This is a genomic window from Paenibacillus harenae, from assembly GCF_030812415.1.
Lineage (GTDB): Bacteria > Bacillota > Bacilli > Paenibacillales > Paenibacillaceae > Pristimantibacillus > Pristimantibacillus harenae_A.
Map to the genome: position 1 here is coordinate 212,596 of NZ_JAUSST010000006.1, position 14,649 is coordinate 227,244.

General features: G+C 51.0%; 12 protein-coding genes. 8 read left to right on the top strand and 4 right to left on the bottom strand.

The features are described from left to right. Positions 1-151: 151 nt before the first annotated feature. Positions 152-766: a PH domain-containing protein gene (locus tag J2T14_RS21875; protein WP_307206092.1), complete on the bottom strand. Its 615-nt coding sequence runs from the start codon at positions 764-766 to the stop codon at positions 152-154. A 232-nt stretch (positions 767-998) separates the two neighbouring features. Further along, the gene (gene ytxJ, locus J2T14_RS21880; protein WP_307474165.1) at positions 999-1,337 is read right to left on the bottom strand and encodes a bacillithiol system redox-active protein YtxJ; all 339 of its coding nucleotides are present in this window, start codon (positions 1,335-1,337) and stop codon (positions 999-1,001) included. A gap of 217 nt (positions 1,338-1,554) precedes the next feature. On the opposite strand from ytxJ, the gene J2T14_RS21885 reads away from it, so the two are divergent. Together J2T14_RS21885 and J2T14_RS21890 are read left to right on the top strand one after the other, a co-directional pair. Continuing rightward, positions 1,555-2,136 carry a TetR/AcrR family transcriptional regulator gene (locus J2T14_RS21885; RefSeq protein ID WP_307474166.1) on the top strand — a complete coding sequence of 194 codons (582 nt, stop codon included), beginning with the start codon at positions 1,555-1,557 and terminating at the stop codon, positions 2,134-2,136. Positions 2,137-2,211: 75 nt separating this feature from the next. Then, positions 2,212-4,452 (top strand): YhgE/Pip domain-containing protein, encoded by a 2,241-nt coding sequence (locus tag J2T14_RS21890; protein WP_307474168.1) that lies wholly within the window; start codon positions 2,212-2,214, stop codon positions 4,450-4,452. 79 nt (positions 4,453-4,531) lie between these two features. Here the strand turns inward: J2T14_RS21890 and J2T14_RS21895 are convergent, their stop codons facing one another. Further along, entirely contained in the window at positions 4,532-4,981 is a 450-nt protein-coding gene (locus J2T14_RS21895) for a hypothetical protein (RefSeq protein ID WP_307206089.1), read from the bottom strand. Positions 4,982-4,989: 8 nt separating this feature from the next. Beyond that, entirely contained in the window at positions 4,990-5,115 is a 126-nt protein-coding gene (locus tag J2T14_RS21900) for a hypothetical protein (protein ID WP_307206088.1), read from the bottom strand. A 275-nt stretch (positions 5,116-5,390) separates the two neighbouring features. Here J2T14_RS21900 and J2T14_RS21905 point away from each other — a divergent pair, with 275 nt between their 5' ends. The 6 genes from J2T14_RS21905 to J2T14_RS21930 all read left to right on the top strand — a co-directional run bounded on the left by J2T14_RS21905 (position 5,391) and on the right by J2T14_RS21930 (position 14,620). Next, a complete protein-coding gene (locus J2T14_RS21905) occupies positions 5,391-6,284 on the top strand; it encodes a DMT family transporter (protein WP_307474173.1) in 894 nt (297 codons plus the stop codon). A 783-nt stretch (positions 6,285-7,067) separates the two neighbouring features. Then, the gene (locus J2T14_RS21910; RefSeq protein WP_307474175.1) at positions 7,068-8,327 is read left to right on the top strand and encodes a Glu/Leu/Phe/Val family dehydrogenase; all 1,260 of its coding nucleotides are present in this window, start codon (positions 7,068-7,070) and stop codon (positions 8,325-8,327) included. 35 nt (positions 8,328-8,362) lie between these two features. After that, positions 8,363-9,340: a diaminopimelate dehydrogenase gene (locus tag J2T14_RS21915; protein WP_307474177.1), complete on the top strand. Its 978-nt coding sequence runs from the start codon at positions 8,363-8,365 to the stop codon at positions 9,338-9,340. A gap of 293 nt (positions 9,341-9,633) precedes the next feature. Next, entirely contained in the window at positions 9,634-12,594 is a 2,961-nt protein-coding gene (locus tag J2T14_RS21920) for a choice-of-anchor I family protein (protein WP_307474179.1), read from the top strand. Between the two features lie 263 nt (positions 12,595-12,857). Continuing rightward, positions 12,858-13,340: an immunoglobulin-like domain-containing protein gene (locus tag J2T14_RS21925; protein WP_307474181.1), complete on the top strand. Its 483-nt coding sequence runs from the start codon at positions 12,858-12,860 to the stop codon at positions 13,338-13,340. A gap of 95 nt (positions 13,341-13,435) precedes the next feature. Then, positions 13,436-14,620, top strand: coding sequence for an acyltransferase family protein (locus tag J2T14_RS21930; protein ID WP_307474183.1), 1,185 nt, complete (start codon positions 13,436-13,438; stop codon positions 14,618-14,620). Positions 14,621-14,649: the final 29 nt, after the last annotated feature.

A 14,649-nucleotide genomic window follows, 5' to 3' on the forward strand; every position in this document is an offset into this window, starting at 1 on the left:
AAGTTATGAAAGCAGTGTATGACTTAAATATAAACGCGAAGGTGAGGTTTATGCAATGAATATGTTAGTTAATATGACACGATGCTTCCTTTTGGTAAGTAAAAAATAAGCCGGCGCATGTTGCGCCGGCTTATTTCCATATTTCATAGAACTATTGATTGATATAACGCTCGAAGATCGAACCGTAATCTTTCACTTTATATTGCTTATGCGTATCGACCATCCAAGAGAAGGCTGCTTTGTTGATCGCATCGAACTGGGATACGACGTTGAAGTCCCCCTTGTGTACCGATTGGATCGTCGTGGACGCCATGTTCAGGCTGTTTCTGGCGAATTCAAGCGTCAAGTTATTCTCATGCGTAATCTCGGATATTTTCATAAGTGCTTTGTACAGATCCTTAAGCTCCTCGATATGCTTCTTGTGCACGTCGATATTAAGTGCGACAGGACCGATCGTGAACTTAATTTCCACGTCGAGATCTACCGTTCCGGCTGTCTCCAGCGCTACGTTCGCAATCGGGTTCGTTGCGTACGGGTAACGCCGAAGCGTGCGCTTCTTGCTCATTGCGCTCGTGCCGTCGAGGTGGATTAGCGCCAGATTCGTAAAGCAATATTCGTCGGCCTTCGATTTGATAAGGAAATAAATTTTCTCGTTATCTTCGTGCAAAACGTAATCATCGGAATCTACCTTGTCGTAATTATCGGGATGAATAACGGAGCCTACGTCGCTCAGGCCAAGCACATCCGCTGCTATTTTGCCAAACATCGGTACCAATCCTCTCTAAAGAAAAATAATGTACCCAGACATTATATAATAATTGTCGGAAAACATGATATTCATTTTTGGCGGCGCCGCTTATGCTTTCTTTGCCGCAATGGAGAAGACAACGGTTATTGAATAGATCTCAAAGGTAAAAATGTAAAAAAACCCGGTTTTCCGCATTTAAGCAGGAAAATTCGGGTTTTCTCTAATAGTTACGATGGAGGCAAGTGTCAGCTTAGTCGAGAACGGCCGTAATATGGGCTTTCGTCACGGACCAGTGGGAAGCCGTCCATACTTTAGCCTTCTTGTCGATGTACAAGATTTGCGGCGATTCATGCTTCACCGACGTATCCTCGGCGATCTGGTTCGATACCGGGCGGGACTCGATTACTTTAACGAGCAAGTAGTCTACGTCCTCGCTGGGCTTGTCGTTCAAATATTGATTAAACTCGCTGAACGCGTTCGCGCTTACCGGGCAGGTTGTGCTGTGCTTGAATACAACGACGGGACGGGAATCCGAGCCTTCGAATGCGCTGTTCCATTCTTCAATGGTCGTAATTTCTTTATAGGACATTGTCGGTAACACTCCTTTGCGTATGTAGTAGTATGCAGGACTTGTCCCCCTAGTATAACGTTAATTCATGTTAAAAGTCATCTCTGCGAGGAGGCGTATCAATAATCGGCATTTCGGTGTATTGCGTTTGGAAAGCCGTCGTGTTATGATGACTTCAGTAAAAATGACTAAAAATGTTTTTTGGTCAATCGGTCATAAGTGGAATGGAGGTGGACGCATGGCTGTTGATCGCAGGCAACTTATCTTAGAAGCGGCGGGCAGGTCGTTCTCGCTATTTGGCTACAAAGCGACAACAATGGACCAGGTCGCCAAGATCGCGAATGTCGGCAAGGGGACGATTTATACTTTTTTCGCCAATAAGGAAGAGCTGTTCCAAGAAATTATGAGGAAGCTGCTTCATGATATGAGGCTCGTCGCCGAGACGGTTATCGATCCGAGCAAACGGTTTTTCGATAATTTGTACGCAGCGCTGGAGCAGCTGCTTGAATTCCGCGAAGAGCACGAGCTGGCGCTGAAGCTGTCCCATGAGGTTCGCGAGATCGGAACGCCGATGGCGATTGAGGGGCTCAGGCAGATTGAACAGGCCGTGGTTGGTTACATGAAGCAGCAGGTGCAGCTGGCGATAGACAAAGGCGAGATTAAACGGTGCGATCCGGAGATGACGGCATTCGTCATGCTGAAATTATATATGGCGTTAACGGTCGATTGGAATAAGGCGTATAAGCCGCTCGATAAGAGCGAGGTATCCGATCGATTGCGGTTTTATTTGCAAGAAGGTTTGGCTCTGGCTCCTGAATAACCGGGATGCCTTTTTTTCAATAGAAAATGACCAAATGACAAAAACGGTCATATCGTAATCGGGAGAGTGGAGAACATGAAGTGGTCAGGATTAAAGCAGTTCGGCAAGGAGTTGTCCGGCATCGGCAAAAACAAGATGCTGCTCATTTCGATCGTAGGGGTTATGGTTATTCCGGTCATGTATTCGGCGATGTTCATTAGCGCCTTCTGGGATCCGTACGGCCATCTGGACAAAATGCCGGTGGCAGTCGTTAATGCCGATAAAGGTTACACGTTTAACGATGAGACGCTGCATATCGGCGATGATTTTACGGAACAATTAAAGGAAAACGAAAAGTTCGAATGGCATTTCATAAGCAAAGAAGACGCGCTTAAAGGCATGGAAGCTCACGACTACTATATGGCGATTGAGATTCCGGCCGACTTCTCGGAGAAGACGGCATCGCTTAATTCCGAGCGGCCTGTTCCGGCACAGATCACGTATCTGTCGAACGAAAGCTTCAACTTTCTAGCCTCGCAAATCGGCAGCAAGGCTGTCGACACGATGAAGGCGGAGCTGAATAAGGAAATAACGTCGGCGTATACGAGAACGGTGTTCGAGCAAATGGAGCAGCTGGCCGACGGGATCGGCAAGGCGGCGGGCGGAGCGATGGAGATCGCCGACGGCACGTCGAAAGCGAAGGATGGCGCGCAGCTCATTCAGCAAAATTTAAGCAAGCTGGTCAGCGGCAGCGTCGCGCTGCAAGAAGGCGTGGCGAAGCTGGCGGACGGCAGCTCCGCGCTGGAAGAAGGCGCCGCTGCGCTTCACGCAGGCACGGCGGGCCTTACCGACGGGCTTGCGCAATTGGCTGCTGCTCGGCAGCAGCTAGCTGACGGCGGAGAGTCGCTTGGCGCGGGCGCGTCGAAGCTAGGCGCGGGAGCGAGCGAGCTTGCCGGCGGCTTAGCGCAGCTGGCGGATGCGAGCGGCACGCTTGCGGATGGCGGCCAGGACGCGAAGCGGGCCGCAGGGCAAATCGCAGGAGGGCTGAGCGATTCAGCCGCCGGCGAAGCGCAGCTGGCAGACGGCGCGGCGAAGCTCGCGAACGATCTGGCGCAGCTTGCGCAAGCCGATCCGGAGCTTGCGAAGGACGAGAGCTTCAGCGCGCTGCTGGCCTCCAGCAGGGAGCTGGCGGCCGGACTGTCGAAATCCGCTGAAGGACAGAAACAATTAAGTGCGGGTGCAGATCAGCTTAACGATGGACTTATGAAGCTGACAGCCGGCTTGGACCAACTCGGGGAGAAAGCCACGGCAGCCTCGAAGGGAGCCGAAGAGCTTGGTGCTGGCGGCGGGCAATTGGTTGCGGGAGCAGAGCAATTCAACGGCGGTATGAAGCAGTTCGGCGACAAGCTGTCAGCAGCGGCCGATGGCAGCAAAGAGCTTGCGGCAGGAGCGGCGAAGCTGGACGGCGGTATTGGCACGCTTGCGAACGGATTAAGCACGCTGCAATCGAATGTTGGACCATTCGTTGACGGCTCTGCGAAGCTGGAAGACGGCGCGAAGAATATGACGACCGGGCTCCTCAAGCTGGAGAACGGCACGCAGGAGCTATCGGGCAAGCTAAGCGAAGCGTCGGATAAGACGGCGGATCTCGATCTGACCGATCCGATGGTCGACATGTTCGCCGATCCGATCCAGCTTGATGTGGAGAAGGTCAGCGAGGTAGACAATTACGGTACGGGCCTGGCGCCTTACTTCCTATCGCTTGGCCTATATGTCGGCGCGATGATGCTTACGATCGTTTATTCGGTACGCGATCCGATGATCCGTCCGGTGAACGGCTGGAGCTGGTTCCTGAGCAAAGCGTTGACGGTAGTGGCGATCGGCACGATTCAAGCGCTTATCGCCGATGCGGCGCTGCTCTATCTGCTGGATCTTCAAGTAACGAATGCAGCATTGTTTATCGGTTACTCCGTTCTGACGAGCATCACCTATATGATGATTATTCAGTTCCTCGCATCTTCGATGAACAATCCGGGCCGGTTCATTGCGATCATCCTGTTGATCTTCCAATTGACAAGCTCCGCGGGCACGTTCCCGATCGAGCTTGTGCCGGATTGGCTGCAGGCGATATCGCCTTGGCTGCCGATGACCTATTCGGTCGCGGGCTTTAGAGATATCATATCGAGCGGCGATTACAGCTCGTTATGGAGCGACAGTCTGATTCTTGCAGGCATCGCCTTGCTGTTCGCGCTTCTCTCTTACGGTTATTTCACGTTCAGCCATCGCAAGACCAAAGGCGAAGATGGCAGCGAAACGGCAACGGCAACGATAGCATAAGGAATGAAATGGAAATGAGGCAAGTCCTGATTGTCGTGAACGAAGGTTCATGGACAAAGGGGGCTTGCCTCTTTTTGGTTTATGCGCTTCTCTTTGCAATTAAAATCTTTTTAATTAACAATCCCAAACTTAACCCGGCAAACATTCCGCAGAGACCTAGCCAAACAGCTCCGAAAATGTCGCTCGAGAATATAACGCCCAACGTTCCGAAATACGCGCCAAATACGATTGGAACTACGGCATAAGGCGTATTGCCGCCTCCTGCGTCCCTGTACGCATCCCAAATGGCGAACATATAGATGCAGGGATAAAACATTAACCATTGGTAATCCGTTTGTGCAATAGCTTCTGAAATGTCGCCGCGAAAGCTGGATATGATCACTTTGTTTAAGTTGGATTGAACATTGATTAGTAACTCCATGCCAATCAACAGTATGCCCTTAAAAAATTTACCGTTTAGAAGTTGCCCAAAACCCGGGAAAGCTACGCTCCATAATACTTTTTCAAGTTTATTTGAGTTCAAGCTCATCTTATTATTTACTTAAACGGATGAGTTAAAGCTTTTTTGCCATGTATCCAAAGAAAACCCGTTTCCGAAGCTGTGAGGTGGATATTGTGTTCCGTCACTTCTTTTTCTTGAACAGCGGTTGTATTTGCAGCCATCGTTTTTAATCCTTCCATCGTATATTTAGGTTCGGTCGATAGACGCGCCTGATTCTAATCCAATCTAGGATAACTCAATAAAGTGTAAGTTATTCCCTAAAAATTCAAATATGTGACAGAAATCGACTTTATCATTGCTATTGCCGTTTTGCTGTAATACTGTATAATCACAAGTGTTTCAGTGATATTGGTAAAGGGGAATGCGAAAGCTACAATGAACTGTTCGTGGAGTTCAAAATGCACGGCAAATAAGAAAAAATGGGGATACATACATCATGAATAAGAAGTGGCTGAGCTATACCGGCCTTGTGCTAGTTGCCGTAATCTGGGGAGCGAATTTCGGCATCTCGCGGCTGGCGATGGAGTCGTTCCATCCGATCATATTTTCGTTTCTGCGGTTTGGCGTTGCCATTCCGTTTTTCTTCCTCATCCTGAAGCTGACGGAGGGCAGCATCGGCGTTCCTTGGCGTCTCGTTCCGAAGCTGATGCTCATTGGCCTGCTCGGCATTACGCTGCTTGAGATTACGGTCATGTATTCGATCAAATATACGACATTAGCGAATGCATCGCTGCTTAATGTAGCGCCTTGGCCGATCTTCGTCGCCTTGTTCGCGCCGCTCTTCACCCGCGAGACGATTACGTCGCGGCTTGTCGTTGGCGGCGTCATCGCGATGATCGGCGTGTGCTTCGTCATTCTCGGAGGCGATGAAGGCTTCGCGCTTTCCTCCGACAATATGTTAGGCAACGCGATGGCGTTCGGTGTCAGCATCATCGGCGCGTTGTTCAACTTAAGCTCCGTTTCGCTTATGAAGCAGTATTCAGCTCTGCGCGTGAGCACCTGGACGATTTTGTTCGGCGCGATCTTCATGCTGCCCCTTACGATCGGCTCGTGGGGGCAGACCGATTGGCAAAGCTTAGGGACGGTGCAATGGCTGTCCATCGCCTATAACGTGCTCATCTGCACCGTGCTCGCCTTTGTCGTATGGAACGCCTGCATGTTCAAGGTCGGCGCGACCCGCTCGAACTTCTTCCGATATGCCGTTCCTGCGGCCGCCGTTGCGGCGGGTTATATCCTGTTCGACGAGCGGATTGCCATGCTGCAATTGGGCGGCGCGGCGCTTATGGCCGCCGGACTTGTCTGGATAAGCATAGAACGCAAGAAGGCATAGAGGCAGGTAACCCAATAGACTCCATTCAGACTGCTTCGAATTAGGTCGTTGACCTTTTTCGAAGCAGTTTTTCTTTTTTTAGGAGGCTCTCCTGAAACGGCGCATTTAGAAGCTATGTTGGATTTTCGCAGCAACTATCTACGATTTGATCACTTCTACGAGCTATATTGGATAATGGCATTAACTTTCTCCTCTGACGCCTAGAAGTCGCCTTTTGAGAACAAAGTTAGTGCAAAAATCCATCATAGCTTTATAACCTCGCTTTTAACGAACGAAGTTAGTGCAGAAATCCAATATAGCTAAAAAAGTAAGTAGTCGAACTATGAATGTGACATCAAATGACACATTAAAAGAAAAATCGGTTTTCCGAACGTTTTTCGTGAAATTGAAATTAATATTTAAAGATTTTAATAAATATAGGCGAAAAAAACACCGATAGCATGCCGATTTTAGCTTCTCATGTCAGGTGTCACTCAAACTAACACTCAATGAAAATGAAGTTGACAATGGACTAATGCGTAAAATATTTGCATTATTACGCTAAAAAATAGTTTCAAAAAGAGATTGAAACAGGTAAAATGAAAAAATCAGCGTTCAGTGCAGCTCTAATAGAGTGCCGCGCTAAAGCCGAACATTGAGAAAAACTCCTATCGGAGTACTTCGAGGATGAGCGACCGCGTTTAAGCGGAAGTTTTTATCGCCAATCTGAAATGATTTTCTTTACGCTTTATCGCTGTATAGCACTTAAACATTCCGATGTGGTAAGAAAAGGACGGAGACACAATGACCGTAAGTATAGCTGAAGAAACGTTAAATCCGTACAAAATCGCACAACAGCAAGTCGATGCGGCTGCTGCGCTATTGCAGCTCCCCGAGCATGTCACCAACATCCTGAAGCATCCAAAAAGAGTACTGTCGGTAAGCTTCCCGGTTCGTATGGACGATGGCTCGATTCGCGTATTCGAAGGTTATCGCTCCCAGCATAACGATGCGATCGGACCGACGAAGGGCGGCATCCGGTTCCACCCGGAAGTTACGCTTGACGAGGTGAAGGCGCTGTCGATGTGGATGAGCTTCAAATGCGGCGTAGTCGGCCTGCCGTACGGCGGCGGCAAAGGCGGCGTTATTTGCGATCCGCGCACGATGAGCAAGGGCGAGCTGGAGCGCGTAAGCCGCGCGTTCATGGAAGCCATCGCCGATTTCGTTGGCCCGGACAAAGATATTCCTGCGCCAGACGTGTACACGACGCCGCAAATTATGGGTTGGATGATGGATACATACAGCCGTCTTAGCGGAAAATTTTCTCCGGGCGTCATTACAGGCAAGCCGCTAATCGTCGGCGGGTCCAAAGGGCGCAACGAGGCAACGGCGCAAGGCTGCGTATACACAATCTTGGCGGCCCTTAAGGACAAAGGTCTTCCGGTGGAAGGCGCGACTGCAGCTATTCAAGGCTTCGGCAACGCCGGACGCATTGCCGCCCGCTTGCTTAGCGAGGCAGGCTGCAAGATCGTGGCGGTCAGCGATTCCAAGGGCGGTATCTACAACGCGGCCGGGCTTGACGTGGAGCTGATCGGGCAACTGAAGGATACGGCTTCCATTGCCGATTACGGCAAGCAATATTCGATTTCGAATGAACAGCTGCTGGAGCTGGATGTCGATATTCTCGTTCCTGCTGCGCTCGAGAACGTCATTACGGCAGTGAATGCCGACCGCATTCAGGCGAAGATCATAGCCGAAGCGGCTAACGGCCCAACGACACCGGAAGCGGATCGCGTCCTGGCTGCCAAAGGCATTACGGTCATTCCCGACGTGCTTGCGAATGCGGGCGGCGTAACGGTATCTTATTTCGAATGGGTTCAAAACTTGATGCATTACTACTGGAGCGAAGCCGAGGTGCTGGAGAAACTGGAGACGAATATGATCCAGTCTTACGTCGCGGTTCGCGATTTGGCTGCGGAGCACAAGACCGACTTGCGTACGGCGGCTTACATGATTTCGATTAAGCGGATTGCAGCGGCGATGGAAGCGCGCGGCTGGATCTAACGATAGCACTTATATAATGAAGAGGTGAAGGCATCATGAAACAACAGATCCGAATTGGGATTGTAGGCTACGGCAACTTGGGTCGCGGCGTAGAGATGGCTATTAAACAAAACCCGGACATGCGACTTGACGGTATTTTTACGCGACGCGACCCGGCAACGATTCCTTCCGAGGCAAAAGCGTACTATATCGATGAGGCGGAGAAGCTGGCAGGCGAATTCGACGTTATGATTCTGTGCGGCGGATCGGCTACCGATCTTCCGGAGCAAGGGCCGCAATTCGCCCGTCTGTTCCATACGGTCGACAGTTTCGATACGCATGCGCGCATTCCGGAGTACTTCGAACAGGTCGATTCGATCGCCAGCGCGAGCGGCAAAGTCAGTGTGATCTCGACCGGCTGGGATCCAGGTTTGTTCTCGCTGAACCGCCTGCTGGCCGAATCGATTCTGCCGGAGGGCAAGGAGTATACGTTCTGGGGCAAAGGCGTCAGCCAAGGCCATTCCGATGCGATTCGCCGCGTAAAGGGCGTCAAGCATGGCGTGCAGTACACGATTCCGAGCGAGGAAGCGGTGGGCCGGGTACGCAGCGGCGAAAATCCGGAGCTCGCTACACGCGAGAAGCATTTGCGCGAGTGTTATATCGTAGCGGATGAAGGCGCGGATCAAGCGGCGATTGCCGAGGAGATTCGTACGATGCCGAACTATTTTGCCGACTATAATACGACGGTTCGCTTTATCGACGAAGCGACGATGAAGGCGGAGCATTCGACGATGCCCCACGGCGGCATGGTGCTTCGCAGCGGCAAGACGGGCGAGAACAGTACGCAAATTATCGAGTTCGGCTTGAAGCTGGACAGCAATCCGGAATTTACGGCTAGCGTGCTCGTTGCTTATGCGCGGGCGGTGTACAAGCTTGCCTCCGAAGGTCAAGCAGGGGCAAAGACGGTATTCGATGTTCCGTTCGCTTATTTGTCGCCGAAGTCCGGAGCGGAGCTGCGCAAGGAACTGCTGTAATATTATATAGGAAGAAACAAAGCGATTCGGAGGGCGGCTATGTCCCTCCGGATCGTTTTTTTGTATATGCTGCTAATGGATGGACATTGAATCCGTCATTCGCGCCATAATATAACCGGGGTCTGGAAGTATTTACAATAACTCTATATCTTGCTTACATAGGCTTAATAGTCGACTTGTACGATTAACTTTGACCTAGGATACGCTCGGATCGAATCATATAGTCATGAAGGAACGCCAAGCGAAAAATCGGATAGGTACAATGGGATCGCGAGATCGTAGGAGGAACTATTGTGAGCTTCGTACGCAATACTAATAGCAAAAGTATCCGCAAAGCACTGCAGCTTGCGGCTGCAGGACTTATGGCGTTCACTGTAATCGGCCCCGTTAACCTGAATAAGGCGGAAGCGGCCGTATCAACGTTCTCGATGGAGAAAATCGCGGGTTATGACAGCGGAGCCGGCTACCTGAATGCGGGTACGGAAATCGTCGTATACGACCCGGAAGGCAAACGCGCATACTCGACCAACTCGGCCGAGAAAGCGATCGATATTATCGATCTCTCCAAGCTCGGTCAGGAAGAGACGATTGAACGAGTCGGCCGCGTAACGGTTGATAGTTTCAACATTGGAGGCTTTACTCCGGATGGAATAACAAGTGTGGCCGTTCATCCATCGGGTGATTATATTGCGGCATCCGTGCCTGCAAGCCCGAGGACCGACCCGGGCAAAGTCGTGTTCATGGATATGGACGGCACTCCGATTACCTCGGTTACGGTAGGCTCGCTGCCCGATATGCTGACGTTCTCGCCGGACGGCAAGCAATTGTTGGTCGCCAACGAAGGTGAGCCGGACACGAACTATACGCCTGACCCTGAAGGCTCGGTGTCCATTATCGACGTGACAGGCGAAGTCGCTTCATTGACGGATGAGAACGTAGCGACGGCAGGCTTCGGCAATGTTACGATTCCCGAGGACGTGCGGATCTTCGGACCAGGATCCAGTGCAGCGCAAGACTTGGAGCCCGAATATATCGTAGTGTCGGCTGACAGCAAGAAAGCATACGTATCGTTGCAAGAAAACAACGCAATGGCAGAGGTCGATCTGACGTCGAAGCAAGTGACGAGCGTCCACGCTTTAGGTTTCAAAGATCATTCTTTGCCGGGCAACGGCTTCGATGCGTCGGATAGAGACAGCATTATCGATATTAAGCCGCAGCCTGTACTAGGCATGTATTTGCCGGACGGGATGGCGATTACGGGCTATGGCGGCAAGTCGTACATTTTGACAGCTAACGAAGGCGACGACCGGGATTATGACGCTTTCAGCGAGAAGAAGAGAATCAAGTCGATCAAAGACAGCATCCAGCTTAATAAAGCCTATTATGAAGGCTTCACGCAAGCGGAATTGGATGCGTTTAGGACAAACAACGCTTTCGGCGCGGACAATCTGCTGGGTAGGTTGAACGTATCGAACGTGGACGGCCTGAATAACGGTGTCTACGACAGGCTCTATAGTTACGGCGCTCGTTCGTTCTCCGTATGGGACGCCTCGACAGGTGAGCTCGTATTCGATAGCGGCGATCAGTTCGAGCAATTAACGAAGGATTTGCCTTACTTTAACGCAGATAACGAAGAGAGCAACGATAAGGACGTACGAAGCGCGGCGAAAGGCCCTGAACCTGAATATGTAGAAGTCGGCAAAGTCGAAGGCAAAACATATGCGTTCATCGGCCTTGAGCGGATCAGCGGCGTGATGGTTTACGACATTACGAATCCGAAGAAACCGACTTTCGTGACTTATATTACATCCCGTGTGGATGGCAATATCGAAGCGAATGAAGCAGGCGATATCGCGCCGGAAGGCTTGAAATTCGTGCCTGCCGCGAAGAGCCCGACGGGCAAGGCGCTGCTGCTGGCGGCGCATGAGGTGTCCGGTACCGTTGCGGTGTACGAGATTACAGCGCCGAAGCAGCCGAGTACGCCAACCGTACCGGAGGCAACGCCGGAGCCTAGCCCAAGCGCGACGCCGGAGCCGACACCAACCCCAACGCCAGAGGCTAAGCCAGGCGAATTGAACGTTACGGCAGAGCAATTCGCAAATAAGCTGAAGGAGCTTCCTGCGGGCACGAATGAACTTGCGTTCGATGCGGGTGCACCTGGCAATAACGGTATCTCGGTCGTGTTGCCAGCTAGCGTGAAAGCAGCGGCAGCTTCGAATCCGGACTTAACGATCGTCATTGAGGGCGATAACGTCAGCTACGAGCTTCCGCTCTCGGCGATCGACTGGAACGAGATCAGCAAGCAGCTAGGAGCCGAAGCGATTAGGCTTCGTGTATCCATCAATCCTGCGAATGGCGGTACGAGCGAGCAGATCGAACAGGCGGCTGCAAGCCAAAATGTTGATTTGCTCGCGGGTGCACTGGAGTTCACATTGGTAGCGGAAGGTGCTGACGGCACCAAGTATACGATCGCATCGTTCGGAGAAACGTATAATGACCGTACGATTACATTAAAGGGTACTTCGGTTAACGGAAATACGGCAACAGCCGTCCGCTTCGATGAAGCGACAGGCCGACTCGCATTCGTGCCGTCAACATTCGTGGCGGTTGGCGGGGATACGACGGTTAACATGAAACGCAACGGCAATAGCGCATACACGGTCATTAACGGAAGCAGAACGTTCGACGACGTATCCTCCCACTGGGCGAAATCGGCGATTGAATCGCTCGCATCGAAGCTCATTGTGAGCGGTGTGGACGAGAACCGTTTTGACCCGAATCAAAATATTACGCGTGCCGAGTTCACGGCTATCATCGTTCGTTCCCTTGGTTTGAACGAAGTCGCTGCCGGCGGCCAATTCTCCGATGTCTCGGCGAGCAAATGGTATGCGCCTGCGATCGAAACCGCTATACAAGCGGGTCTAATCGGCGGCTATGAAGATGGTACCTTCCGTCCGGATCAGACGATAACGAGACAAGAGATTGCTTCGATTCTGCTAAAAGCCGTTCGTTTCGCGGATGCGGACGCAGCGGCAACGATTGCGGCGAAAGCAAACGCAACAAATTCGTTGTCTGCCATCAAGGATGCAGGGACGGTAGCGGCTTGGGCGAAGACGGCAGTAGCCGAAGCGCTCGCTGCGGGCATCGTGGAAGGCAAGACTGACGATATGTTTGCTCCTGCTGCGAAGGCTACTCGCGCGGAAGCGGTGACGATGCTGCAACGTACGCTTAAGCTGATTGGATTTATTGACTAAACGACAATAGCATCATACTAGATACAAACGAGACTCGGGCATCCCGGCAGGCGAATCAAGCTTGCCGAGGTGCTCGGGTCTTTTTGAGCATGCCCGAAACAAATTTATGAAGAGGCTCGTTTATGTAGTTAAAGAAAAGAAGGGGATAACCATCTATGGACATGCTGCGTCGAAAGCTTTATTTTATACGAGGTTGTATCGCAATGATCGCTCTCTGTAGTCTTCTAACCGCTTGCACGAATAATACGGGCGGGGAGCGGCCTGTGCCAACTGAATCACCGACCGTCTCTCCGGCGCCTACCCTTAGTCCGGAGGAAATCGAGGCCGCGCTCGACCCGGATAACCCCGCTTATAACAAGCTGATTATATTTGAGCCGTCCGAAAGCGAGGTGCATGAGTTCCAAAAGGACAAGAAGCTTACCTTCACGCTAACGAAAAAGGTTCTAAAGCCCGCAGAAGAAATACACTACTTCATTACGAACTCTACCAAGCATGAATTGCGGTTCGGGGATGATTTTACATTGGAGAAGTCCGTTGACGGCGTCTGGCATAGGGCTGGATATAAAATGATGATGTTTAATTCGATCGGTTATATGGTAAGTACCGGCGGATCCTTCGAAGGGGTCATTCCGTTAACGAGGGAGCTCCCGGCTGGTACTTACCGACTGGTAAAAGAAGTATCGTTGGAAGATGCTCCGAAGCAGGAGAAGATCGCGCTCATTAGCGGCGATTTCCAAATTGAGTGAGGGTAGGAAACAAAAAAATGCGGACAAACCTGCATCAATCCGATATAATCGTCTAAGTCGATAATAAGTTCAACTGGAAATTGAGGTGCAGTGACTTGCAGCAAAGGTATGACCAATTGGATTCGCTTAGAGGGTTGGCCGCATTGGCCGTTATGATCGGACATTTCTTCCTGGTGTTCATGCCTATGGCTCAGAATACATCAAGCATGGGCTTTCTTGAGTATCCGCTAAATGTGTTGAAATATTCACCGCTGCATGCGTTCTGGGGCGGCCATGAAGCCGTTATTATGTTCTTCCTGCTTAGCGGCTTCGTACTGTCGCTGCCATTCTATAGCAACAAACAGCAATCGTACGTCAAATATGTCGTTAAGCGGATTTGCCGAATCTATCTGCCGTTCGTGGCTGCGTTACTTATCGCGATACTGTTCCGGGAAGCTGTGTTTATGCATAAGCTGACGGATTTGACGCCTTACTTCAATAGCCTATGGACGAGGTCGCCGGACTTTGCGTCGATCGGCGATCATTTGCGGTTCATTACGAACTACAATACGACCAAATACAATCCGATCATATGGACGCTTGTCCATGAGATGCGCATCTCGCTGCTATTCCCATTTGCAATGATATTAGTGGCAAAATGGGGCTGGAAGGCCGGCGTGCCGCTTGCGATCGGGCTCTCGCTGCTTAGCAGCTATTTGCTCGGCGTCATTGAGACGCGCTATACAACCAACTATGTCATCTCGCTGCACTACGCTTCCTTCTTCGTCGTTGGGGCGCTACTGGCCCAATATAGAGAAAATCTGAAGCAGCTATATAGCCGCTTTAACGGCTGGCTGATTGCAGTCCTAATGATTGCGGCGTTATTCAGCTATTCGTACAAATGGGTTATTTACGGCAAATCGTTCGCCAAACATATTACGGAGCTGCGAGGTGATTGGCTGATCGCCATAGGCGCATCCGTATTCATTGTGGCGGCCATGTCATCGGCCCGCGCATTGAAGCTGCTTCATCAAAAACCGCTGCTTTTCCTTGGCAAAATCTCATACAGCCTCTACCTATACCATATGATTATTTTACTGACGTTATTGCATAGGCTGAACGGGACGTTGGATACGGCGTTTATCGCGATGATCGCTTTCGTCGTTTCATTCGGAGCTGCAGCAGCCAGCTATTACTACGTGGAGCTGCCTTCGATCAGGCTCGGCAGGCTGCTCACCAGTTCGCGGAAGCCGAAGCAGACACCGCTGTCCGCGAAAGGCAAGACATCGGCAAGCATGTAACAAATCATATGAAAGCCGTCCTCCGATAA

Bases quoted from the DNA above. Each gene is read 5' to 3' on its own strand.
- J2T14_RS21890 (WP_307474168.1), top strand. From the start codon at position 2,212: ATGAAGTGGTCAGGATTAAAGCAGTTCGGCAAGGAGTTGTCCGGCATC.
- J2T14_RS21915 (WP_307474177.1), top strand. From the start codon at position 8,363: ATGAAACAACAGATCCGAATTGGGATTGTAGGCTACGGCAACTTGGGT.
- J2T14_RS21885 (WP_307474166.1), top strand. From the start codon at position 1,555: ATGGCTGTTGATCGCAGGCAACTTATCTTAGAAGCGGCGGGCAGGTCG.
- J2T14_RS21895 (WP_307206089.1), bottom strand. From the start codon at position 4,981: ATGAGCTTGAACTCAAATAAACTTGAAAAAGTATTATGGAGCGTAGCT.
- J2T14_RS21905 (WP_307474173.1), top strand. From the start codon at position 5,391: ATGAATAAGAAGTGGCTGAGCTATACCGGCCTTGTGCTAGTTGCCGTA.
- ytxJ (WP_307474165.1), bottom strand. From the start codon at position 1,337: ATGTCCTATAAAGAAATTACGACCATTGAAGAATGGAACAGCGCATTC.
- J2T14_RS21910 (WP_307474175.1), top strand. From the start codon at position 7,068: ATGACCGTAAGTATAGCTGAAGAAACGTTAAATCCGTACAAAATCGCA.
- J2T14_RS21900 (WP_307206088.1), bottom strand. From the start codon at position 5,115: ATGGCTGCAAATACAACCGCTGTTCAAGAAAAAGAAGTGACGGAACAC.
- J2T14_RS21875 (WP_307206092.1), bottom strand. From the start codon at position 766: ATGTTTGGCAAAATAGCAGCGGATGTGCTTGGCCTGAGCGACGTAGGC.